This is a genomic window from Neolewinella aurantiaca (assembly GCF_008014675.1).
GTDB classification, from domain to species: Bacteria; Bacteroidota; Bacteroidia; order Chitinophagales; family Saprospiraceae; genus Neolewinella; species Neolewinella aurantiaca.
The window spans coordinates 1-23,009 of the sequence record NZ_VOXD01000035.1; the positions used below are offsets into that span (position 1 = coordinate 1).

The following is a 23,009-nucleotide window of genomic DNA, read 5'->3' on the forward strand; positions in this document are numbered from 1 at the left end:
GTTATACCATATCGACATCTCGCTAGATTTTGTCGATCGCGCCCTGACTACCGTAACTTACCAGCAGGTCTACGACTGGGAAACCGCCAACACCTGCCCGACGCGATACACTCAGCTAAGAGTGCTCCGAGAGAGGACGGAATCGGCCACGGCCGCAGCCTAACAGAGGGAACACCCTAGGATTAGATGATTCTAAAATTGTTTTTGCTATATTAGATGGTTTAGATTCTGGTACACTATTTGAGGTCGGGTATGCTATATCTCAAAATAAAAAGGTTATTGTATTCACGCAAAAGGAAGACGATGAATCTCTTAAAATGCTTATAGGTACGGGGTGCATTATAGAATCGGATTTTACTACTGCTCTGTACAAATTATATTGGACGCTTGCAAATGAATAATAAATTATTACTTCTTTCAGGCGGGATGGATTCAATTGCAGTAGCCCATTGGAAAAAACCAAAGTATGCAGTAACGATTGACTATGGTCAAAAGCCTGCTAAAGCTGAAATAAGTGCTGCTAAGTCTGTTTGTGCAACACTCAAGATAGAGCACTTTGTTATTAATGCGAATTGTTCGGATCTTGGTTCTGGTGATTTAAGCGATAACCCTCAAATTAGTGTTGGCCCCGTTTCGGAATGGTGGCCGTATCGTAATCAGCTATTACTGACACTTGCCGCTATGAAAGCATTACACCTTGATGTAAAGCAATTGATTATTGGATCTGTTTCAACTGATAGTATTCATGTCGATGGTACTCTTGAATTCTATCGGGAAATTAATGAATTAATTTCAATGCAGGAGGGGAATCTAATTGTTGAGACTCCAGCAATATCGATGACAACGACTGAGTTAATCAAAACCAGTAAAGTTCCGTACTCGACACTGCTATATGCTCACTCGTGCCATAAGTCAAATCATCCTTGTATGCATTGTCGAGGATGTCAAAAGTACTTGTACAACATTCAACAATTAGAATTAGATTGATCATTAGATATACACTTTCTATGAAAAACAACATCCGCTCAATACTGAAGGCCGCGTCAAGCCTCCTGCCATGTTTTTAGCATTGATTGAGTGTTCTTGGAATGAGAAGCGTTGACCTTTCGGCGTCATTGCCTATGGGATAGCTCCCTGCTTGACTGCACACGTTCTAAATAAGAATGGTCGCGAATAAAACTTTCTATTAATCTTAGACTTTCGCTCGCATTTGAAGGTGTCTTGCACAGATAAAAAACGTATATTGAGCAAAATAGCTCTTATGGAATCAAATTTATACAAAATTAATGTGCAGGCCGAATCTCTACTTCTATATAGCTACACATTTGATGAAATATTAACCTTTGACACCTCTCAATTGTATGTTAAAACAGGGGATGGACTATACGTATCGAATATAAGAAAAGGTAATAAAACACCTATCCCTAACCGTGACAACAAGTACTTTAATTGGCTAGTCAAGAAGTTCATTATACGTAGCCTCAGGGATAGGTCCGATGTGATAGATATAAATAATTTCAGAGGTGAATTTACCTTGACTTCTGATCCACTCCACAAGGGAAAAGAATTTAGTATTTTACGCAGATGCAGCTTTAGGATACAGGAGCTGTATAATGAAATATATTTATTAGTTGATTTATATACTAAAGTATATAATCGGATTTCATTAAGAGATCTTTTGGATAGAGAGTATTTACCGATTGATTACGTAGAGCAAAACTGTAAGAAATGTCTCGTTTATGTTGAATTGGAAGGGAAACGAAGGTGGGTGTATGGACAAATTATAGAAATAAAAGAGTCGTCTGTACTTGTATCCACATCAGATAGTCCAGATGACTATATAAATATAGGACAAGAAAGAGTTTTACCTTCACTCAGAACATCCGATTATGAAAATTTTGAAACACCCTCTAGTGAAGTTGAAGCTTTAAGAGACTTAGTAAAAAAGACCAGCTTATCAAATTCTTCTGATAAGCATCGACATATAGATAGTATTGTAAATAATGTATTTTTTTCACTATTCGAAAACTCTGATAATGATTCATTTAAATCATTAAGTGTTAACCCTTTGACTATTCCAGAAAGCAACATTTTATCTATTTCTAATCAGTCTTTGCCCAAGTACTTAATTAGTAGGCAAGGAAAAACGATTACTTCTGAGAGATTGATGGCAGGGCTATCAAAATTCGATCTGAAGGATAATATAGTTGATGAAAATGTAGTAGTTTTCTTTAGGGAAAGTGACAAAGAAGACATGAGAGACCTCCTGAAAAAACTGAATACAGGGATCATTTCAGGCAATTTTTCTTTTAGTTTACCAACTAAGTTTGGCATCAAATTGAACGTCGTAAAGCACTATGAAATCTCTAAAAATACAGAATACATATCCTCTGTGTTTAATTTTCTTCAGTCTTCTAATTCTGATTTTGTCGATTCGTTAGTTATTATCTACTTACCTCCGAATAGCGCGGATTACTACAATATTAAGGCTCTTTTAGCGTCACACGGAAGGGTATCTCAAATTGTTAGTAAAACTAACTTCGATATTTATTCATGTTGGAATATTTCTGCAAATATATATGCCAAATTAGGCTATACACCTTGGAGTATTGAGTCAAAGGCTGATGACTTTTCAGACCTTGTTTTAGGCTTATCATACAGCTCTCTTAAACATAATGGCAGATTGAAGAGGAACTTAGGTCATGTAAACGTATTTGATAGAAATGGTATTTGGAAATATATGAAATCAAGTATCAACTATTTGAACTTTGAGGAACGACAAGAGGAGATGCCCAGGTTGATACTTAATGCTGTTGCTGATTACCAGTCAACTAATCCCAACTTACGAAGCATTGATATCCACTACACAAAGAAATTTTCGGCTAAGGAGCGAAATAAGGTAATGAGAGCTTTAGAATCTCAGCCAATTGAGTGTGTAAATTTTATTTCCCTTAACAAAGGCCATTCTTTCCATCTGTTTGATTCTAGCCGCTCAACCAAAGTTGTTGGTGGCGGAAAAATCGTTATTTTAGGAAAAAATAGATTTCTTCTTTCTACTTCCGTACAGTCTAACTCGGATAAAATTTTTGAAATTACTGTGTGGATAAATGGCACTGATTGCAACTTAAGTGAAGATGAGATACTAAAAATATCTACCAGAATATTATCAATGACAAAACTAAACTGGAAATCAGCAGTCAAATTGACTAGCGATCCAGTTACAACAAAGTTCTCGTCTGAAGTGGCAAAACTCACCAATTACTTCGACTTAACTTCATGGAGAGAAGTGAGTAATAGCTTATCTAACGTCCCTTGGTTTATTTAATATGAGTATCGATAAAGGAAAACTGTCCGAGCAGTACAACAAGGAGAAAGGCTTCTTTGATAGAGTTGCAATTGAAATTCAAGATACTTTGTCTCGAATTGCTAGTGTATACTTTGACCAAACTAGGCTAAAAGTTTTTATCCCAGCGGTGAGAATTAAGCAAATAGAATCTATTCTTAGTAAGTTAGAGAGAAAAGGAAGAAGTGCTGAGTCACTATACTCAAATGCTAATGATGGGACTATGTCTTTAGTCTTAAATGATTTTATTGGCGGACGAATACTATGTAACACAAATGAAGATGTTGTTCAGATAGTAGCTATTATAGAAAAGCATAAAAGATTTGCAGTCGTTAAGCGTGATGACCTGAAAAAGGAGAGTGGGTACAGAGCGATTCATCTTGATTTGACTTACTCTACGTATCATAAGGATAGTCCAGTAAAAGTACCTTTAGAATTGCAGGTCAAGACTTTTTTTCAACATGCTTGGGCTGAAGTTACGCATGATGATACTTATAAACCTACAGATAATATGGGGGCAGAATTGCCTTCTGAAGACTACTATAAAAATATTGCAGCAATCTTAGACGGTCTTGATGGCTTTTTAAGCACTATAAGAAGTCAAAAACTAAGTTACATAACTCCTCCAGAAGAATTAGAGGACACTGATAAAATCATCAACTCTAAAACTTTGAGTTTTAAAGTTAATCAGTGGAAATCGAATACAAAATTCACCAACCAAGAGATGAACCTTGTTCTAAGCCGATTAAGGGAATTAAACTATCAGACATTAGAGGATATTAATAAATTACTTGAAGATGAAAGTATTCGAGATAAAATTAGAGTATCCAAGTCTGAATTAAAAAACCTTTCAAATGTCTCTGCCTTTGAAATGTTACTGTATGGACCGCTTTTCCAAAAAGGGAAGCCTGAATTAGCTATATCAGAAATTCAATCAAATTTAGGATTCGTAAAGCATAAATGCTCCAAATGCAGTTCATTTTTAACTGAGAATGAATATGACTTCATAATTAGAGAAACTGACTCAGATTACGACTTCTATTGTGAAAAACATCGGCTGGAACACTTTCTTAAAAGATGTGAAATCTGTAATAAATATACAACAGCTATAAAGTGTCTAAAGTGTGAAGCTGAAGATGGGATCCCTTTGTTTTAATCATTGATACTTCACTCATGCCTGAATATCTCATGCCACAAAAAATGACGCTAAAACTTAGTTGTCAAATCCAGAGGAGCGAAGCCTAAATAGATTTTGTGTTGAATGGCCCCACCTACGAACTGCCTACTGGGCATTGAACCAAAACGGCTGGCTAGCGGGCGAATCGATGTTGGGAGAATTTACAACTCACAACGACGGCATCTCTGAACATAATGTTGAGTGGTAGCAATAGAAGAGTGCCCAAATCCCATTTAATCAAGGGCATACTGACGTTATTCTTCACTAAGATGTTTGTGTAGGTGTATCCAGCCGTATAAAAGGTTACGTTCTTTCCTATGCAGCACACCTTAGCGGTTCCTTGAGTTAATCGTCGAAGGCCTTCAACGCCTTCAGACACAGTATCGAGGATCGGGAATAGATGGGTTTCCCCCATTTACCGAATTATGAAAACCTGAGCAATCTTTAAAAAGGGAATAAGCTTCTATTGAAAAAGACCATGCCTTGTCTGAATGAACGCTTCTTTTTGTGTGCTCGAAAATAGACAAGTCTATTGAGCAAGAGTTCTTCTAGCGTTTGGTTTTCCGAAATAAGCTGAAGTACATTGCAGCATTAATAAAACAAAAATCTTTTTTAGGTTTTTCGCCTACCATCCTATTATCACACTTAAACACCTATCTACAATGAGAGTATTCCCTGTCCTTTTTTTCTTACTTATCACCTTTTTCTTCTCGTTCAGAATTAACGCACAACTCAATACTGATGTGATACGGGACGACGATGCTGTATTTACCAATAGCGAACGTTGTGGCGGAGTATTAGAGGTAGCAGCAATGGGTAATAGTGGACCATTTACTGTCCAAGTTTTTAATTCATCAAGAATACAAACCCACAATTTTAGCCTTGCGGTGAACGAGGGTAGAACCCTCGAAAACATCTGCGCTGATGATTACCGAGTAATCTATACAAATAGATTTGGATGTACATTTGTTGATGAGAATATTAGTGTTACACAATGTGGAGGAAACGACTGTTGTGATGACTTTGGAGTTTTCCAAGACTTTCAGACATTACCTCCTGACCCTGAGCGATGCGGTACCAACAACGGTTGTCAGATGAGCTTGAGAGTGTCAACAAATCCTAGAGGTTTTATAACCATCAATAACAGCAGGGATAGATACACTTGGAGCAATGGAGCTACAGGTAATAGCTTGCAAGGGTTATGTTCAGGTTCCTATACAGTAACAGCAACAAATGCTTATGGATGTTCCGCTACTCAAACTTTCAACCTTTGCTGCGCAGGAATCCAGTTAGGTACAATTACAAATGCTATACCTGGAGGCGATAGAGGTAGTGTAGAATATGAACTTCTACACGACATGAGAATAGCAAGTCTTACGCTTAACGGAAATGAAGTAAACCCAAGTGTAAATGGCAACGGGATAACTGGTCTTGAACCGGGAAGTTATGTTATTGCTTTTCAAACGGTTCCTGGATGTACAGCTACTGCTCGTTTTACCATTAGTGAATGTGAAGACCTTGGATCAGATACTTTTGAATTACTTACGTCTACAAGCTCTAGTTGTGGAACTACCGTAAATGTTGGTATGGATGATCCATTAAGATTTACTTACCAATGGCAAGACGGTAATACTAATCGTCAGCGTTTTTTGAATTGTAATGTGAACTACTCCGTTACTATCACTGACAACTTAGGATGCGGAGAGTTCTCAAAGTCTTACGTTGTTTGCAAAGATTTCGAGCCACTTAGTCTTAATAATTTCATCGTTAACTCTTCACCGGCCTCAAGTGGCGAAAGTAATGGTGAACTAACATTAGATTTACCTGATCATTTTACGGAATATACCTCTTCGGTCCAATCAAATCAAAATTCTCAATCTTTAGATTACTACATCTTTAATAATGGAAGCATCGTAATTAGAGGGTTGCAAGGAGGTGAAAATAGCTTAACCTTTACTAACGATTTTGGATGTAGTAGGATAGGGTCAGTAATAGTTCCAAGTTGTGAAAATTCCCTCTCCGAAGGTGATGTCTACCTTACTAATCCAATTGTAGAAGGAGAGTTTCTTAATCCTGAAGGAACACCTATAACAATATCTGCGGAGCTAAACTTTAGACCTGGAGTCAGTGAAAATCGTTCTTTTGATTTTTTGTTAGTTAGAGGGACAGAAACTATTCTGTCACGCTCTACTCCTGAATTTGTATTGCCTGGTAGTTTTGATCTCGGTATATACTCTTACAAAATTCATGTTTTCGACGAGTGTACGGGGACGGTCTTAAGCATATTAGACATTGATCACTTATTGGTAGATTGCGCGAACCCTCATGTTCTTCTTGCTATCGAAAATAGATGTGAAAAGCCCTTGTTCACAAGGGCATGGTATAGCGTGCAAGGAATGGCTGGGAGGAGAGTACATCAGAGATTTGAAATTGGAGATAGCGTTTCTGTTCATCGAGAGTACGAACCATACTCAGAAGGTGATGATGGACATATGGCCTCTTATAAAGCAGTTGTGGAAGAAGTAAATAATTTTGACGTACGTATTACGCACGACCTAGATAGACACCATATTAATCATTCAGACAAACCCGGAAAATTAACTGTAACAATAACTCCTCTTGATGGGACATGTCCACTAGTCGCGGAGGTTCAAATGGGTAAAACAACAGAAATAATTCCACATGTGTTGAGTGGTTGGGATGAACTTTCAGATGGACGTATCTTTGATAACTTGCCTAACTACTTTTGGCTAGGTTTTATTGAAAATTGTGAAGTGTGTGGGCTAGAGGATAATTTTGATGATGCAAATTATAGTGATAACAGCACTGATTTTTGTTTCAATAACAACCCAAGAATCACCGACTTTGAATACCAGCCAAGATTCAGAGACAACCCCTGTAAAGGGGGAGGCACACTGATACTCCCTCCTAGATTCAGTGGTGGGACAGGTGGACTTGTTGATACAGTTAGGATCAACGTTACTCAATCATTTTCATCAAAATTAGAGCAGAGTGGAGGAAAGTGCGGATGTATTTTTCCTCCTGAAGCAGTAGAATGGATATCACAGGCACCACAGATTCACCCATTACTACAGGTTTATGCAGAGTTTAAATGCCTTGAAGGCTCTAGTGATTCTGATCCTACAACGATTGAAATTCCAGAAGAAGAAATCGAACAACTTTGTGATTATTACGGAGACTTGTATGATTGCTTTACTTGCGATGTAGCATTGGCTCCAGATGGTTGTAGTTATGACTTAGTATGTTATGATAACAATGAAGAAACGACTCTTGCGAGTAATGTTCAACGAACTTTACCGGATGCATTTCAGGGTGGACAATGCTTTTTTGTACTGCCAGATGAAAACGTACAAAACCTATTTGACATCTATATTGGAATTCCTTGTGAAGTAACTCCATGTATTCCAGATGCTTGGAGTTGGTCCGAAAAGATCGATGCTGTCACCTCTAGAGAAGTAGAGTATTACCGAGAAACAGGTGGAATACAAGAATGTCCAGAATTCAACTGTCACTTTTCTACTTCAGATATTGATTTCTTTCGCGAAGGTGGGCTGGAAGATTACTATTATAAGTCATTTGAAGCGTACGAAAATAGGCTATCTTACATAAAAGGTATTCGTATTTATCCTAATCCTGTTGTTAAATCTGAAAATAAAATTACTTTTACAGTAAACCGTCTAAATATAGATAAATGGATGGTCGTAGATATTTATGGAAGAGTAATTACAGGAAGCACAAATGTTGTTGCTCAAGATGGAAATACAAAAATAACGATTGAATCTAATCAAATCTTAACAGGAATTATTTTTGTTCAGGTAATATTAGAATCGGGTGAATCCTACACAGAAAAATTAGTTGTTGAATGAAATTTATAAATTGGATATACCTCTATTTGTTCTTAATAGTAGTCACTGTATCTGCTTGTGGTAATTCTTGCCAAGGTGAGATGCAGGAATTTGGAGACCAACTTCTAAATGAAAGTACAAGTGGTCGTCTAACTCACTTAGACTATCCTAATTTGATAACCTTTAGAGATTCATCAGGAAATGAATTCTTGTTTAATAAAGTATTAAACCAAAGAAGTATTGAGCGTAGCGTTGCTTCATATACAGGAGAATGTGATAACGGAAATCAATTTACTCCTTTTCATAACCGAGAAGTATTTGAAGTTACATACGCTTCCAACACACTTGATACTTTATCTATTGTCATTAAACCTCTAGTAACTCGACTAGTTACGTTTGAAGATGAGCTTTCTCCTGAGGATCAATCCCAGATTGGTAGAGATGCGATCTTTGTAAAGCTGTCATTTCCTGGATGTGAAATTATAAACACTTCAAGGCTTTTGTCAGATGATGCTGGCGAAACACGTATCAACGTTATCCCTTTTAGCAGAAGCAAATTTGGGCAGTCATATTCTGACACTTATGGTGTTAGGACGGCATGGAGTAATGAAGTCTGGTTTTCTTTTTCTAGAGGAATTGTCGCTTTTAACTATTGCGAAAAAGACTACGCACAAGTCGTAAACTAATATATCACCATTATAACCTTTTTTAACCCTATAACATCTCCTGTAAAATAAAGGAGAGCCAACTAATACAAAAAATATGAAACACCTCATCCTTTTACTTGTTTTCTTCTCAAGTATATGCGTCATCAACGCGCAGGAAGCAGAAGAATTTGTATTCAACTACTACGTCTGCGAAACTGATAATTGCATCACGCTTCAACCGCATCTTGGTGATGTCAATGAGGAAGATGTTGATTGTTTTGCTTGGGAGTCGGAGGAAAATATTAGCTCCCCGCAACAGCAAGAGCAGGAGGTTTGTCCTACTCAAGATACTAAGTATAGCCTATTCATTATAGATTCGGATGGGAATATTATTGAAGAAATAACCTATTTAGTAACAATAATAGCAGGTGAACCTCCTGCTATTGCAGCGCCCGATTCGCAGAGTTCAGATGTTAAAATGAACAAAGCAAACCTATATAGCTGCAATTTAGCAGAAACATTAAATAACTTCTTAATAAATAATGACATCTACAATGGGATGGACCAGAAAATTTCTAAGGAGTTTTCTAATGTGGCAAACGAAAGCAGGTTGCCTGAAGAATTGTTTACCGACTATTTAAATCAATTTAAGCTAGCATCTATCGAATGGACTGAAAGCAGTGCAACGACTCTGGTTAATTTCATGTGTGTAAATGATTTGAACCCCAATGCTCTATCCTATGCAACCATTACTTCTCCGGATTACACTTGTGACCTGCCCTCTCCCGTAAGCCAAGTTGGTTGGGAGCCATTACGAGGGCCAGACTTTGTTGATCTAACTGAGACTCTAATGAATTCATTAATAATTAGATACCCGTTTCAATAAACAAAAATCAGAAGATGGTGGAATTGCAGGATTCTAGGTATAGCTCAAGAGAAAGCCGTCCTTAATTATTTTAATATTCCTAATTCAAGACGTAATGCTCAATTACCTGTTTATAATAAGAGGCCTGACGGAATTACATATGTAACTGCGATTGATTATAATGACTTTGCTATTTATGATCAGCCTAATTTAATTGAAGTAAAAGGGGTTTACAATTCAACAATTTACACCTATAAGGAAAGAGGCAGTAGCGGTAATTATGCGCCTCAATTTATTGGATACCGAGACTACCTTAAAGATCCAAATTTTGTAAATTATCACACTTCAAGCACTTCGCACGGGTTATGGATGGTTTTCCCTTCTGGTGTTGATGTTCACTCTGATTTAATCAAGGAGTGTTCTGATTATAATATCCCTCTCTTCGTTTCTCACATTGAGCATAATACTTTCTCACCTACCTTTATGCGGGTTACCAGTCCAAATTTTTTAAATGCTTGCGAAGTTGACTTTTCTAGGCACTATTTCAGTGAAATAACACCTTGCATTCTTCATAAAGTTAGACAAGAGTTTGAGAGAAGAGTTTTTACTGTATCTCATGTGCCAAACCATTTTGATTTTATGGCAGCTGCCCAAGAATTTGAAATAAGCTATCTTATTCCAAACCTTGACCCAACTTTCGGTGACTGTGACGATAATCAATAATAGCAATGAAGAGGATTGAAAAAATAAAAGATGGACAGCTACTGTACTCTTACCTAGAGATCAGTAGAGAGGATTGTGCCCTTATAGAACAAGAATTCAGGAACGATGGGGGAGTTGACCTAACCGATAACTACTTCTTCTTTTTCCCTTTTTGTTCGGAGGTATTAATTTACCAGTTGAACGATTCCTCGATTTTGGAAAAAGATACTACCACTAGAAGGCTGTTTGAGTCAAAAAAGGAGTATGAGATTTACCTTTCATATTCACAGTACGCAATCCATAACAAATACATTAATAAGACTCCACCGTATAATGTGATATATGTATTAATTGGCGGTGAAGTTGTGAGAGCAAGAACTGTATCTGAAGAGGTTGCCAAAGTAATAATTCTGAACTCAAAAAAAGATGATTCAATAAGTGGATTTGGTTTGACTTCATATCGAATAAACGATGACACTTTTGTTGTAACCGGTGGTGACCACCATTACCAAATATTTGGTAGTTACGACTGTGTGAATTCAATAATGGAGCATAACAAAAAGATAGTCAAGTTATACGAAAAGAATAAGTCATCTATTGAATTGATTGACTCTCTAATTTTCAACCAAGATGGTTCTTTTATAGAAAACAAGGATGGTTACAAGGCGAAGTTGTCTAAGTGTTTAGGTATAAATATTGATGTTTTAGATTTCTCACTAAATAGTTTAAAGGCAATAGAGGTTCAACTCTATGAAAATGTAATCAGTTTTGATTTCTCTTTAAATATTGCAGACCCTTTACTTTATTACTTTGGCGAAGTATTTATGCATCAAAAAGGAGGTATTTGGCATCTATATCACGAATCGAATATTGGTCACTTAATTCCATGTGTAATTATTAACCAGGAGACCATTCTTATTCATAAAAAAATAGCTAAGTTATTAGACCCTACTAGCAGAAATTGGTTATCATTACTTGAGGTTTATAGATCAATAATAAATTCAATGCCCTAAATCAACAAGTCAACCTCAAAACACTTCTGAATATAATGCTGCGTAGTAGCAATAGAAGAGTGTCCCAAAGCCTGTTGGATCAAGAACATATTGACGTTGTTCTTCACCAAGATGTTCCTTTGGTGTATAGAGAGGTTACGTTCTACTAAACAGAGAATTCCTATATATCCAGAAAGTTTACTGATGTAAGAGACTACAACAAATCCATAGCCTCCTTCAACCTATCCCTATCTCTCACAATCCCGACGTACTTAGAAGTCGTCTTGATCGATGAGTGATCCGCTAAGGTCTTCACCACATTTAGATCAACGCCCTTTTCAATCGTCAGCGTGATCGAAGTGTACCTCGTGGTGTACCAAGTGATGTACCTGTCATCTGTGAAATTGATACGCTTAGAAAGGACTCTGAACGTTCGTCTCATATTAGCTCTGTAGTTGCGGAGTCTGGTGTGAATACGATCCGCGCTATCATCGTAGCCATTGAGTACGTCGAGGATGTATTTGCCGCCCGTATCGTACTGTTTCAAGATTTTCATTGCTGCTTCCGGTACTGGTTTACCGCTGGCACTACCAACACCTGTTTTTGATCTCTTGTACTTCCAGTACTGATTATTGATGTCTTCCCATTTCAGATAAGCAAGATCGATGAAGTTGACTCCAAAGAGCTTGTAGCCCAAAACCCAATAGGCTAGGTGCTTCTTTTGTGTTGGCGGGATGTCGGCAGTGTTGAAGAAGTCTACCACCATTTCCTTTTCTTCTTCCGTCATGTCCTTGATCCTGTTCTTCTTTATTTTCTTTGAGGACTTGGCGTGACGTTTGTTGATATTGTACCCTCTTGGAGAATACTGTGTCTTGATCGGGCATTCTTCCGGTTTGAGAAAGCCCCCTTGCATGGCCTCGCAAAGAGCCGTTTTTAGGGTCTTTAGGTAGTTCCAGCCTTTGATTTCCTTCTCATCCATCTTCTTGAGGATGAGCTTTAGCTCACGGTCTCCGAAGTCTTGTAACCGCATATCCTTCTTGAAACACTTCTTCAGGAAGGAGGTAAGCCCCTTAAAATCGTTGGAGTAGGAGACCTGATCATTATCGAAGTAGTATTGCTCTAACTCCTGGAGATAGGAGAAGAGTTTTTTGTGCGTCGGCTCTTTCTGCTCTTCAGAGCGGTTCAGTTCTTTGACGAAGTGTTTGTAGTCCCATTCGTCCATGTAGTCCGCAATCCTCCATGCTTTCTTCTCGTAGGCTTTGAGGAGTTCATTCTTGCGCTCGGAGTGAAGGAAACAATGGTTCTCAAAGTCCCAAGATTTTTTCTTGCACGAGAAGCCTTTTAGTCTTTTGCGCCTTACGTTTGTTCCCCAAGTGACCATTAAAACGACGGGATGGTCTCCTCTTTTCAGTGTGGTTGACTGGTCTAATCTAAGATAGATATTGATCATTGTGGCAAAGATTCTTTAAAAAATAAAGAAATCGTCAATCACAATTTATTGATAATGAGTTAGTTGTCAATGCCTTCGTGGCATGGCATGCAAGAGGTCACCAGTTCGACTCTGGTATTCTCCACTTAAAGAGCCCGTTCGATTCATTTCGGACGGGCTTTTCTTTTACCCACTATGCCGGAACCTTGTGTTTGCCTGCCAGGAGGCCAAAGGTGACTTAGCGATAACTACAACCAGTAATAGCCCGTTAGCAGAGCTAACGGGCTATTAATTTCCATCCGGAGCGTAAAGGTCCCGGGGTATACGGAGGGGATTACTTATGCATCATCCTCGTCGCCAGCTTCGTCTTCAACGAAGACTTCTGGAGCTTTAACGAGCATGTTGCCGTTGTAGAACATGTTGCCTTCTGCGTCGAAGTAAGCGCGGTGAGGCTGGTGAGTTTCACCAGTAGTCTGGCAAACAGTCAGGCTCGGTACAGAAGCCTTGTAGTGAGTACGACGCTTGCGCTTGCGCTGCTTGGAAATCCGGCTCTTAGGATGTGCCATGGTAATTGTAAATTTTAGCTTTGGATGGTATCGGTAAGGCTGATGGAATCAGCCGGTGATAATTATTTGAGGTCTTTGAGAGCGTCCCAGGGGCTTGGCTTGTCATCGTCGTCATCGCTTTCAGCAGCAGTGTCTGAGACAGTGTCTACAGAAGCATCGATTCGGTCCAGCATCTCTTCGTCGCAAGGGTAGGGCGGTTCACCTTCCCGGCATTCGAAAGTACGGATCATAGGCAACGCCAGAATGACCATTTCGTAAGCATAAGGTGCTACGTTGAACAAACTGGTGTCAGGATGAAGGTAAAGGAGTTCACCCTCTTCTTCCATGTTTTCCGCTTCGGTATTGAACTTAACGATCAGCTGGTTCTGGCCACTGACCGGAAAGTCAACATTCGCCAGGCAGCGGTCGCAATCGGTGCGTACACTTCCGGAGAAATCGAAATCCAGGATCAATTGCCGTTGCTGGCGGTCTACCGTCAGTTCCAGGGCAACGTCGGCGTGTTGTACCGGCGCATCAGGAAAAGTTGCGATAAACGCTTCGTCGATCACAAGGTCATACCGGTAAATCCCCTGACCAAGCCCGCTTAAGGGTAAGATAAATGGTGATTGAGCTGACATAACCTTAGGTTTTATCCCGCTTTGTGTGCCCGTTGGCACGAAGGGACGTTTCAAAGTGGGCGCAAAGATAAGGTATTATTGCGATATGACAAGGTTTGTTGGTAAAATGTTTTATTCCGGTTTATGGCGCGACCGCAGGTGCAAAAAATGACGCTTGAAGAGCAGGGGAGAAGTCAGACACGCTGTGACCATATATAAGGTCTTTCGGCCAGCAGGCCGATTGCGACCTCCGGAGCTGGATTCCGGGAAAGTATTGTTCAACAAGTTGCACTTCTTCCTGCCGGTGTATACTATACCTCGGCAGGGAGCAGAATACTCATAATGTACAGGGAATTAAAGGGTTCAACCGTACAGTATCCGGGTTTGGCACCCGCGTCCGCGCCTTGGTGTTCTTTAGATGTCGTCTAAATAGCGGGTGCAGGTGTGAACAAGTTTGTTAAAGAAATGTCATGAAAGTATCTTTGCGCCACTAGAGAAGGAGTATTTTTCCTCCTTTTTCGCACAACTTACTAAATGTCAATTCCTAATGACATACCATTTGAAGTTTATACAGTCTTTCCTCCTCGTTTGCTGCCTCTTTTTGGGCGGTGTCTCCGTGTTCGCACAGGACGAACTGGCTGACGAGGTCACTCCTGAATCAATTGTTCAGGACGATCCGGCCACTTCCGCTGCCGCTCCGGTTGGAGATGTTGCACCTGGCTCCGGTGATTATACCAAAGGTAAAAACCTTTGGAATGCTAACGGCTGTGGTTCCTGCCACAACAAGAACATGAAGGACAACTCTACTGGCCCTGCTCTTGGTGGTGTCCAGGAACGTTGGGCTTCTGAGCCACGCGAGCATCTTTACCGTTGGATCCAGAATTCGCAGGTGCTTATCGCCTCTGGCGAAAGTGCACGTGCTGTTGAAGTGTTCAACGAGTGGAACAAATCGGTAATGACCGCCTTTACCAACCTCTCTGAAGGAGACGTTGAGCATCTGTTGTCTTACGTTAAAGGTCAGTATACCGGCGAGGGTGTACCGGTTGCTGCCGGTGGCGGCGCTGCAGTGGTTGCTGCTGAGCCTACCGATAATACGTGGCTCTTCGTAATTCTTGGTGGCGCGTTGTTGCTGCTCTCTTTGATTCTTGCCCGGATCACGAGCAACATGAAGTACATGGTCAACACCAAAGAAGGTGAAGTGACCTCCCGTCGTACCCTGGTTGAGATACTGACGAGCAAAGGAATGATCGCTTTTGTTGTCTTTGCTCTCGTTGTACTCGGAGGATATACTACTGTAAACCACGCCATTGAGCTTGGCCGCCAGCAGGAATACCAGCCGGAACAGCCGATCAAATTCAGCCACGTTACCCACGCCGGACTTAACCAGATCGAATGTCAGTACTGCCACGACGGTGCCCGCCGCTCTAAGCACTCCGTCATCCCTGCGGTTAACACCTGTATGAACTGTCACCGTGCGATCAAGAAAGGTAGCAACTACGGTACTGCTGAAATCACGAAAATCTACGCTGCCATCGGTTACGACCCGATCGAAGATGTTTACCTCAAAGACTACGAAAACTACACCAACGAAGAGGTGAAGGATGTCTACAAGAAGTGGATCGCACAGGAATACATCAAAGATGAGGGTGACCTCGACGAGATGGAAAATGTGATCGAGGAGCAACTCGATGCTATCGAAGAAGCACTCACTAATGAGATGACCGGAGATGACAAAATTGCCGGTCCGGTAGAATGGGTCCGTATCCACAACTTGCCTGATCACGCATACTTCAACCACGCCCAGCACGTAACTGTCGGTAACCTGCAGTGTCAAAACTGTCACGGTCCCGTAGAGGAAATGGAACTAGTGTACCAGTACAGCCCTCTCAGCATGGGATGGTGTGTGAATTGCCACCGTGAAACAACGGTAGAATTTGCCGACAACGATTACTACAAAGCGTACGAGCGCTACCACGAGGAAATCAAAAACGGTGAGCGTGATGCTGTTACCGTTGAGGAAGTGGGTGGCCTTAATTGCCAGCGCTGTCACTACTAACTCGTCCGTTAGTACTTTTAAGTTTTTTAGCTCGCAGGCTAGACCTCCCCGAGCTACTCCATTAAGAATATAACTTCCCCAGGGAATGAGCAAGAATAACAAAAAAGTCTGGTTAGGTACCGATCAACTCGAGTCCAGCCCGGAGTACATCAAAGCAACGGACAACGAAATCGGGATGCCCGAGGCCGCTGAAAGCCCACGTCTTGAATCGAGCCGTCGTGACTTCCTCAAGTACCTTGGTTTCGGTATGACCGCAGCCACTATTGCTTCCTGTGATATCCCCGTACGTAAGGCAATCCCTTACGTATCTAAGCCGGACAGCATCGTACCGGGTGTCGCTACTTATTACGCTTCTACCTTCGTTCAGGGTGGCGATTACGTTCCCGTACTCGTCAAGACCCGGGAAGGTCGCCCCATCAAGGTTGAAGGTAACAGCATGAGTCCCATCACCGGTGGTGGGACCAGCGCCCGGGTTCAGGCCTCTGTCCTCGGACTTTACGACACCAGCCGTTTTGACGGACCATACCGTGTCGTTGATGGAAAGGCTGTATCTAAAAAGAACCACGCTGAAAACGACGGCTGGGATGTGATCGACGCTGAGATTACGGCTAAAATGCCAGCTAACTCACGGGTAAGTATCGTTTCTCACACCGTAATGAGCCCATCGCTTCTCGCAGCTGTCGAAGAGTTTAAGGGCCGTTTTACCAACACAACGCTCGTACAGTACGATCCGGTTTCAAGTGCTGCTCTCCTTGACGCCAACGAAGCCGATTTCGGTAAGCGTGCAGTTCCCAGCTACCACTTCGACAAAGCAGAAGTCATCGTGGCCATCGGCTGTGATTTCCTCGGTACCTGGGTTAGCCCGGTCCAGTTTGCCCGCGACTACTCTAAAATGCGTAAGACGAGCGGCAAGAAAATGAGCCGCCACATTCAGGTTGAATCAGCGATGAGCCTTACGGGCTCGAATGCCGATAACCGCATCCTGGTTAAGCCGTCTGAGCAAGGACAGGCCATCGCCGCTCTCTACGGGGCAATCGTTGGTGGTGGTAACTCTACTCTTCCTGCGGCTACCAAAGCAAAAATCGAAGCTGTAGCTACCGAGCTGAAGCGTAACCGCGGTCGTGGTCTCGTTGTAAGCGGTAGCAATAACCTCGCGGAACAGCAAATGGTCAACGCCATCAACAACGCCATCGGCGCTTACGGCAGCACCATTACCACCGACCGGTGGAGCATGCAGCGCAAGGGTTCTGATAAAGCCATTGCGAAGTTCGCTAAAGACCTCACGGCAGGAGCCGTAGACGCGGTCATCGTACTCGACGGTGCTAACCCATGTTGGGACAACCCGTGGGCTGCGCAGATTACCGAAGGCATGAGCAAAGCAAAGGTCTCCGTCTCTATGAGTGGAGTTCCTAACGAAACGGCACTTCAGTGTGCTTACGTAGCTCCAAACCATCACTACCTGGAAAGCTGGGGCGATGTCGAGGCAGTTGAAGGCGAACTGAGCCTTATTCAGCCTACCATCACTCCGATCTTTGCCAGCGTTGGTCGCCACGGTACACGCCAGGAGGGAGAAAGCCTCCTGACCTGGGCCAAGTCGGCTAAACTGAAAGCTGATGCCGAGCAACCATACATGGATTTCGTTGCCGGCAACTGGGAAGCAACTGCATTTGGTGCTCAATCCGGATTCACTTCTTTCCGTGCTTTCTGGGACAGCTCGCTGCAGGACGGTGTGGTTACACTGGATGTGAACACCGCTGCTGCTACCGGAGGTGCTGGTGCAGCTACTTACAATGGCTCGGTTTCCGGTCAGGTAACCCCGGCGGGTACCGGCCAGGAGGTAAGCTTCTTCGAAACCGTTAACATCGGTAACGGTGTCTACGCCAATAACCCATGGCTGCAGGAGGTTCCAGACCCGGTTACCCGGACCGTTTGGGGCAACTACCTCACCATCCCCGTAAGCTGGGAGGGCGGAAATAGCTACACTGCTTACCAGGATCTGAATAACGAAGAATACAAAGGCAAAGCCGACATCGTGACCCTCACGGTTAACGGAACGCCACAAGAGGTTACCGCTGTACGTCAGTTTGGCCAGTTGCCCGAAACTTTTGGTCTTGCTCTCGGCTACGGTCGTAAGGTAACCGGAGTTTCCGGCCGCGCTATCGGTCACGACGTTGGAATCAACGTTTACCCATGGTTACCCGTTAAGGACGGTTACGTTCAGTACTTCGCTGATCAGGCTACAGTTTCCGGAGCTACTGATGTGGAGAATGAATTCGCCTGTGTTCAGTACCACCACACCATGGGACTGACCACTAAAGACGAATCCGGTAAAATGGCATGGTACGATCGTCGTAACGGTGAAATCACCTACGAAGAGCCGGCCGAAGAGGACAAACAGTACATCAAGCCTTACAACGTTGATGAAAAGACGGTAATGGAGCTTGGGGAAGGTATGCAGGGTGGTCTTGTGGACCGCTCCATCATCTTCCAGGGTACGTTCAATGAACTGGGTGAACTGAAAGATCACATCTCTCACAAGCGTGAGCACGCTCAGCACCTGAACGACCAAACGTTGTACCCCTACGATGAGTACAAAGAGGAAGTCTACAGCCAGGGACACTGGTGGGCAATGCACGTGGACCTTACGGCCTGTATCGGTTGTGCCGCGTGTGAAGTAGCCTGTGTCGCTGAAAACAACGTTCCGATTGTAGGCAAGTACGAGGTATGGCGCCACCACGAAATGAAGTGGATGCGTATCGACCGTTACTTCTACGGTGATATCGAAAACCCACGCGCTGTTTACCAGCCGATGATGTGTCAGCACTGTGACAATGCACCTTGTGAGAATGTTTGTCCGGTAAACGCAAGCCAGCACAGCGATGAAGGTCTCAACCAGATGATCTACAACCGTTGTATCGGTACCCGTTACTGTGCCAACAACTGCCCGTACAAAGTGCGTCGCTTCAACTGGCTTGATTTCACCACTGGTGACCTTTTCTCTTCCAATGAGCCAAGTGTTCAGGATGAAGAAATGGCCTTTGGTGCAGATAACCTGACCCGGATGGTACTGAACCCGGACGTGACTGTTCGCAGCCGCGGTGTAATCGAAAAATGTTCTTTCTGTGCTCAGCGCCTTCAGGAAGGTAAGCTTGCGGCGAAGATCGAAAAGCGCCCGCTGCGCGACTCCGATGTTCGTACAGCCTGCCAGACAGCCTGCCCAACTGGTGCGATCACCTTCGGTGACCGTAACAACAAACAGGGTGACGTTGCTGGAAAGCTCACCAATCCGTTGAACTACCTCGCTCTCGAGGAAGTGAACACTCAGCCTGGTGTATTTTACGCTGCGCGCGTTCACAACCCGATTGAGGAACTGGAAGCCTAAAAAAATATGCGGTTTGCTACCGGTGATTGATGATTGCCTGCAGCACTTTGCATCAAAATTAAGAATACCGCCCTGGCGGATAAACGTAAATGATAATCGAGAACGGATAAGCAGTAGGTGAGATGCCATCGCCAACGAAATATCCCGGATTGTATATCGCATATCAATTTAAATATGAGTGGACATGTAGCCCCCGTTCGTAAGCCGTTGATCACGGGTAGTAAAACCTACCATCAGATCACGGAGGACATTTGCCGCCCGACGGAAACGGCCCCCTCGCTTAGCTGGGTAATCACCTTCATCATTTCGGTGATCTGCCTGGGTATGTTCGCCTTTGGCGTAGCCTGGACGGTGTGGGTCGGTATCGGTTCCTGGAACCTTAACCGTACCATCAACTGGGGATGGGACATTACCAACTTCGTTTGGTGGGTAGGTATCGGTCACGCCGGTACGCTTATCTCGGCCATCCTTCTCCTTTTCCGTCAGAAATGGCGTACCGGTGTAAACCGTGCGGCAGAAGCCATGACGATTTTCGCCGTAATGTGCGCGGGGCAATTCCCGCTCATCCACATGGGGCGTCTCTGGCTGGCGATTTTCATCTTCCCGTATCCCAACACACGGGGCCCGCTGTGGGTGAACTTCAACTCACCGCTGCTTTGGGATGTATTCGCGATCTCTACTTACTTCACCGTATCTCTCCTGTTCTGGTATGCTGGTCTGGTTCCTGACCTTGCCACTGTTCGTGACCGGGCTAAGGGCATGCGTAAGAAAATCTACAGCATCGTTTCCTTCGGCTGGAATGGTTCGGCGAAGCACTGGCAACGGTGGGAGAGCCTCTCCCTTATCCTTGCAGGTCTTGCAACACCACTGGTACTTTCTGTACACACAATTGTATCCTTTGACTTTGCAACTTCCGTAATCCCCGGCTGGCACACGACCATCTTCCCTCCCTACTTCGTAGCGGGAGCCATCTTCTCTGGTTTCGCGATGGTACTCACTCTGATGTTGATTGCCCGTAAGGTGCTGCACCTGGAAGACTACATTACCCTGGAGCACGTAGAATCAATGAACAAAGTAATCCTGCTCACAGGATCGATCGTTGGTGTTGCTTACCTCACCGAGCTCTTCATCGCCTGGTACTCCGGTTACATCTACGAACAGTTCGCCTTCCTCAACCGTGTACTCGGCCCTTACTACTGGTCTTACATCGGTATGATGCTTTGTAACGTAATCAGCCCTCAGATTTTCTGGAGCAAGAAGATTCGCCGGAGCCTGTTCTGGACTTTCTTCATGTCGATCTTCATCAATATCGGTATGTGGTTCGAGCGCTTCGTGATTATCGCAACGACCCTTGCGCGTGATTACCTCCCTTCAAGCTGGTCTTACTACGTTCCAACCTGGGTTGAGATTATCATTTTCATCGGTACAATCGGACTGTTCTTCACCTTGTTCCTGATCTTCACCCGTGTGGCTCCGGTAGTAGCAATTGCCGAGGTTAAGAGTATTCTGAAGACATCTGGTGATCAGTACATCGGCGATAAGGCTCACCACCACCCGCACCATGCGGGAGCGGCTGAGCACGTGCCCGCTGCCAACGATCATGCTGCCGGAACTTCGGCGCATACCAAGGAAGACGAAAACGAGATCCACTAGCAGTCCGGACAGAGCCTGACTTTGTCTCAACAATAAAAAGAGCGGACTACCCGCTAGCAATAATTAATCATGGCAGAATTAATGTCAACAGAACGCAACATCCTCTTCGGGCTCTACGACGACGAAGAGAAACTGCTCGATGCGGTAAAAGCGGCCAACGCTGATCATCTCGATATCGACGATGTGTACACGCCCTTCCCCGTACACGGACTTGATCCGCTACTCGGTCTGGAAGAAAGCCGTCTTCACATCGCTGGCTTCATCTTCGGAAGTATCGGATGTCTGTTTGGTTTCGGATTCATGACGTGGGTTTTCACCCGTGACTGGCCGATCATCTTTGGTGGTAAGCCGTACTGGTCTGTTCCCGCCTTCATCCCGATCACATTCGAGCTCACAGTACTTTTTGCCGCTGTAGGTATGGTACTTGTATTTTATATCATTTGTGGTCTCGGCCCCGGCGCGGAACCCCGCCGCCTGCACGACCGGATCACAGACGATAAGTTCTGTATCGCCTTTGACGCTACTGACCTTGGCAGCGAAGCGGTTGAAAAGCTGAAAGGCTATTTCACCAAGACCGGAGCTGAAAGTGTTCACACCAAAGTTGTCCCGGTTTAAGGAACAGCTTTTCCGGCGCACGTTTACGAACAAGCACCGGAGCCACATCACCTTGGGGCGATGACGCAGGTGCAGAGAAAGGATAGGGAAATCGTTATGAATCCACAGCCTTTTAACGTTCACGGCATCCTGCGGCCGCGCCCGAAGAAACTTAAATAAAAACGGAGTAGCATTGATCTCCATCGAAGTATATAGCATGAAAGATTTGCGCGTACTGGTATTGTCCCTCACTCTGGCCGTTGTACTGACTGCCTGTTCTTACCCGGATGAAAATTTCGCCGGAAGTGAGTACATGCCCGACATGGCCCACTCGCTGGCTGTAGAGGCGAATACCTATAATTACTACTACTATAATACCTGGGACGAAGAGTCTACGGTAGAACTTGCTAAGCTGGTTTACCCCCGTACGGTTCCTGCTGGTACTGTACCACGCGGCTACGCCGGTGCGCGGGCACCGAAAAGCATCGATGAAGCATTGATGATGCGTGGAAGCATGGTTGACGCCAATAATATGAGCGCCATCAGTGTGCCGACCAACGGTTCCGTTCCTTATTACTACGACAATACACCCGAAGGTCGCCTCCAGGCAATTGCTGAACTTCAGGAGAATCCTTTCCCGATCACGGAAGAAGGATTGGCCCGTGGTCGCAACCTGTACAACATCTTTTGCGGTATTTGCCACGGAATGGGCGGTGACGGATTGGGCTACCTCTACGACGAGGAGCAAAACCCCAACGCCAAGTACCCACTGGCTCCGGCGAACTTCATGAACGACGAGTTCATCGCTGCTTCCAACGGTCGTTACTACAACGCGATTATGTACGGTTACAACGCGATGGGAGCTTACGCCGATAAAATCAACTACGAAGAACGCTGGCAGGTGATTCACTACATCCGTGAAATGCAGGCCAAGAAGCAGGAAAAGGAATATTCGCCAATGGCAAATACGTTCAACGCCTCTTTCGGAACGCCAGGAAGTAACTTTGAAAGCCTGACGGGACAAAGCATCCCTTCGACGCACGAAGTAATGGAAGAAGGTGAGCACCACAGCGATGGTGATGACCACTCCGGCGAAGCCGCAGGCCACAGCAAAAAGTAAGAACCAGACCACCCAACTAAG

At 43.6% G+C, this 23,009-nt stretch carries 16 protein-coding genes and 1 pseudogene; 14 read left to right on the forward strand and 3 right to left on the reverse strand.

The annotated features are described in order from the left end of the window. Window positions 1-176: 176 nt before the first annotated feature. The 9 genes and pseudogenes from FUA23_RS23170 to FUA23_RS18330 all read left to right on the forward strand — a co-directional run. A pseudogene (locus tag FUA23_RS23170) lies at window positions 177-401 on the forward strand (nucleoside 2-deoxyribosyltransferase); the annotation flags it as partial. Continuing rightward, entirely contained in the window at window positions 394-987 is a 594-nt protein-coding gene (locus FUA23_RS18295; RefSeq protein ID WP_147932215.1) for a 7-cyano-7-deazaguanine synthase, read from the forward strand. The pseudogene FUA23_RS23170 and the gene FUA23_RS18295, both read left to right, overlap by 8 nt. A gap of 274 nt (window positions 988-1,261) precedes the next feature. Next, window positions 1,262-3,325 carry an argonaute/piwi family protein gene (locus FUA23_RS18300; protein WP_147932216.1) on the forward strand — a complete coding sequence of 688 codons (2,064 nt, stop codon included), beginning with the start codon at window positions 1,262-1,264 and terminating at the stop codon, window positions 3,323-3,325. Between the two features lies 1 nt (window position 3,326). Beyond that, window positions 3,327-4,499: a GTP pyrophosphokinase gene (locus FUA23_RS18305; protein ID WP_147932217.1), complete on the forward strand. Its 1,173-nt coding sequence runs from the start codon at window positions 3,327-3,329 to the stop codon at window positions 4,497-4,499. A 683-nt stretch (window positions 4,500-5,182) separates the two neighbouring features. Next, window positions 5,183-8,407, forward strand: coding sequence for a T9SS type A sorting domain-containing protein (locus FUA23_RS18310; protein ID WP_147932218.1), 3,225 nt, complete (start codon window positions 5,183-5,185; stop codon window positions 8,405-8,407). Further along, window positions 8,404-9,072: a hypothetical protein gene (locus FUA23_RS18315; protein WP_147932219.1), complete on the forward strand. Its 669-nt coding sequence runs from the start codon at window positions 8,404-8,406 to the stop codon at window positions 9,070-9,072. Before FUA23_RS18310 ends, FUA23_RS18315 begins: the two co-directional genes overlap by 4 nt. 76 nt (window positions 9,073-9,148) lie before the next feature. Beyond that, window positions 9,149-9,919: a hypothetical protein gene (locus tag FUA23_RS18320; protein ID WP_147932220.1), complete on the forward strand. Its 771-nt coding sequence runs from the start codon at window positions 9,149-9,151 to the stop codon at window positions 9,917-9,919. 348 nt (window positions 9,920-10,267) lie between these two features. Continuing rightward, on the forward strand, window positions 10,268-10,621 hold the full coding sequence (locus FUA23_RS18325) for a hypothetical protein (protein WP_147932221.1): 354 nt from the start codon (window positions 10,268-10,270) through the stop codon (window positions 10,619-10,621). Between the two features lie 5 nt (window positions 10,622-10,626). Continuing rightward, on the forward strand, window positions 10,627-11,613 hold the full coding sequence (locus tag FUA23_RS18330; protein ID WP_147932222.1) for a hypothetical protein: 987 nt from the start codon (window positions 10,627-10,629) through the stop codon (window positions 11,611-11,613). 193 nt (window positions 11,614-11,806) lie between these two features. Here the strand turns inward: FUA23_RS18330 and FUA23_RS18340 are convergent, their stop codons facing one another. The 3 genes from FUA23_RS18340 to FUA23_RS18350 all read right to left on the reverse strand — a co-directional run bounded on the left by FUA23_RS18340 (window position 11,807) and on the right by FUA23_RS18350 (window position 14,204). Beyond that, window positions 11,807-13,042 (reverse strand): tyrosine-type recombinase/integrase, encoded by a 1,236-nt coding sequence (locus FUA23_RS18340; RefSeq protein WP_147932224.1) that lies wholly within the window; start codon window positions 13,040-13,042, stop codon window positions 11,807-11,809. Between the two features lie 317 nt (window positions 13,043-13,359). After that, window positions 13,360-13,587 (reverse strand): 50S ribosomal protein L32, encoded by a 228-nt coding sequence (gene rpmF, locus FUA23_RS22940; RefSeq protein WP_147932225.1) that lies wholly within the window; start codon window positions 13,585-13,587, stop codon window positions 13,360-13,362. 62 nt (window positions 13,588-13,649) lie between these two features. Then, window positions 13,650-14,204 (reverse strand): YceD family protein, encoded by a 555-nt coding sequence (locus FUA23_RS18350; RefSeq protein WP_147932226.1) that lies wholly within the window; start codon window positions 14,202-14,204, stop codon window positions 13,650-13,652. A 526-nt stretch (window positions 14,205-14,730) separates the two neighbouring features. On the opposite strand from FUA23_RS18350, the gene FUA23_RS18355 reads away from it, so the two are divergent. The 5 genes from FUA23_RS18355 (at window position 14,731) to FUA23_RS18375 (ending at window position 22,988) form a co-directional block, all read left to right on the forward strand. Continuing rightward, window positions 14,731-16,239 carry a c-type cytochrome gene (locus FUA23_RS18355; protein WP_147932227.1) on the forward strand — a complete coding sequence of 503 codons (1,509 nt, stop codon included), beginning with the start codon at window positions 14,731-14,733 and terminating at the stop codon, window positions 16,237-16,239. Between the two features lie 85 nt (window positions 16,240-16,324). After that, the gene (locus FUA23_RS18360; RefSeq protein WP_147932228.1) at window positions 16,325-19,621 is read left to right on the forward strand and encodes a TAT-variant-translocated molybdopterin oxidoreductase; all 3,297 of its coding nucleotides are present in this window, start codon (window positions 16,325-16,327) and stop codon (window positions 19,619-19,621) included. A gap of 174 nt (window positions 19,622-19,795) precedes the next feature. Next, the gene (gene nrfD, locus FUA23_RS18365; RefSeq protein WP_147932229.1) at window positions 19,796-21,274 is read left to right on the forward strand and encodes an NrfD/PsrC family molybdoenzyme membrane anchor subunit; all 1,479 of its coding nucleotides are present in this window, start codon (window positions 19,796-19,798) and stop codon (window positions 21,272-21,274) included. Between the two features lie 69 nt (window positions 21,275-21,343). Beyond that, window positions 21,344-21,889 (forward strand): DUF3341 domain-containing protein, encoded by a 546-nt coding sequence (locus FUA23_RS18370; protein WP_246144350.1) that lies wholly within the window; start codon window positions 21,344-21,346, stop codon window positions 21,887-21,889. Window positions 21,890-22,085: 196 nt separating this feature from the next. Next, complete coding sequence (locus FUA23_RS18375; protein ID WP_147932231.1) at window positions 22,086-22,988, forward strand: c-type cytochrome; 903 nt, start codon at window positions 22,086-22,088, stop codon at window positions 22,986-22,988. The last annotated feature ends 21 nt before the right edge of the window (window positions 22,989-23,009 follow it).

What these genes read in the sequence shown, in the direction of transcription:
- FUA23_RS18295 (WP_147932215.1), top strand. Translation starts at nt 394, where the DNA reads ATGAATAATAAATTATTACTTCTTTCAGGCGGGATGGATTCAATTGCA.
- FUA23_RS18300 (WP_147932216.1), top strand. Translation starts at nt 1,262, where the DNA reads ATGGAATCAAATTTATACAAAATTAATGTGCAGGCCGAATCTCTACTT.
- FUA23_RS18305 (WP_147932217.1), top strand. Translation starts at nt 3,327, where the DNA reads ATGAGTATCGATAAAGGAAAACTGTCCGAGCAGTACAACAAGGAGAAA.
- FUA23_RS18310 (WP_147932218.1), top strand. Translation starts at nt 5,183, where the DNA reads ATGAGAGTATTCCCTGTCCTTTTTTTCTTACTTATCACCTTTTTCTTC.
- FUA23_RS18315 (WP_147932219.1), top strand. Translation starts at nt 8,404, where the DNA reads ATGAAATTTATAAATTGGATATACCTCTATTTGTTCTTAATAGTAGTC.
- FUA23_RS18320 (WP_147932220.1), top strand. Translation starts at nt 9,149, where the DNA reads ATGAAACACCTCATCCTTTTACTTGTTTTCTTCTCAAGTATATGCGTC.
- FUA23_RS18325 (WP_147932221.1), top strand. Translation starts at nt 10,268, where the DNA reads ATGGTTTTCCCTTCTGGTGTTGATGTTCACTCTGATTTAATCAAGGAG.
- FUA23_RS18330 (WP_147932222.1), top strand. Translation starts at nt 10,627, where the DNA reads ATGAAGAGGATTGAAAAAATAAAAGATGGACAGCTACTGTACTCTTAC.
- FUA23_RS18340 (WP_147932224.1), bottom strand. Translation starts at nt 13,042, where the DNA reads ATGATCAATATCTATCTTAGATTAGACCAGTCAACCACACTGAAAAGA.
- rpmF (WP_147932225.1), bottom strand. Translation starts at nt 13,587, where the DNA reads ATGGCACATCCTAAGAGCCGGATTTCCAAGCAGCGCAAGCGCAAGCGT.
- FUA23_RS18350 (WP_147932226.1), bottom strand. Translation starts at nt 14,204, where the DNA reads ATGTCAGCTCAATCACCATTTATCTTACCCTTAAGCGGGCTTGGTCAG.
- FUA23_RS18355 (WP_147932227.1), top strand. Translation starts at nt 14,731, where the DNA reads ATGACATACCATTTGAAGTTTATACAGTCTTTCCTCCTCGTTTGCTGC.
- FUA23_RS18360 (WP_147932228.1), top strand. Translation starts at nt 16,325, where the DNA reads ATGAGCAAGAATAACAAAAAAGTCTGGTTAGGTACCGATCAACTCGAG.
- nrfD (WP_147932229.1), top strand. Translation starts at nt 19,796, where the DNA reads ATGAGTGGACATGTAGCCCCCGTTCGTAAGCCGTTGATCACGGGTAGT.
- FUA23_RS18370 (WP_246144350.1), top strand. Translation starts at nt 21,344, where the DNA reads ATGGCAGAATTAATGTCAACAGAACGCAACATCCTCTTCGGGCTCTAC.
- FUA23_RS18375 (WP_147932231.1), top strand. Translation starts at nt 22,086, where the DNA reads ATGAAAGATTTGCGCGTACTGGTATTGTCCCTCACTCTGGCCGTTGTA.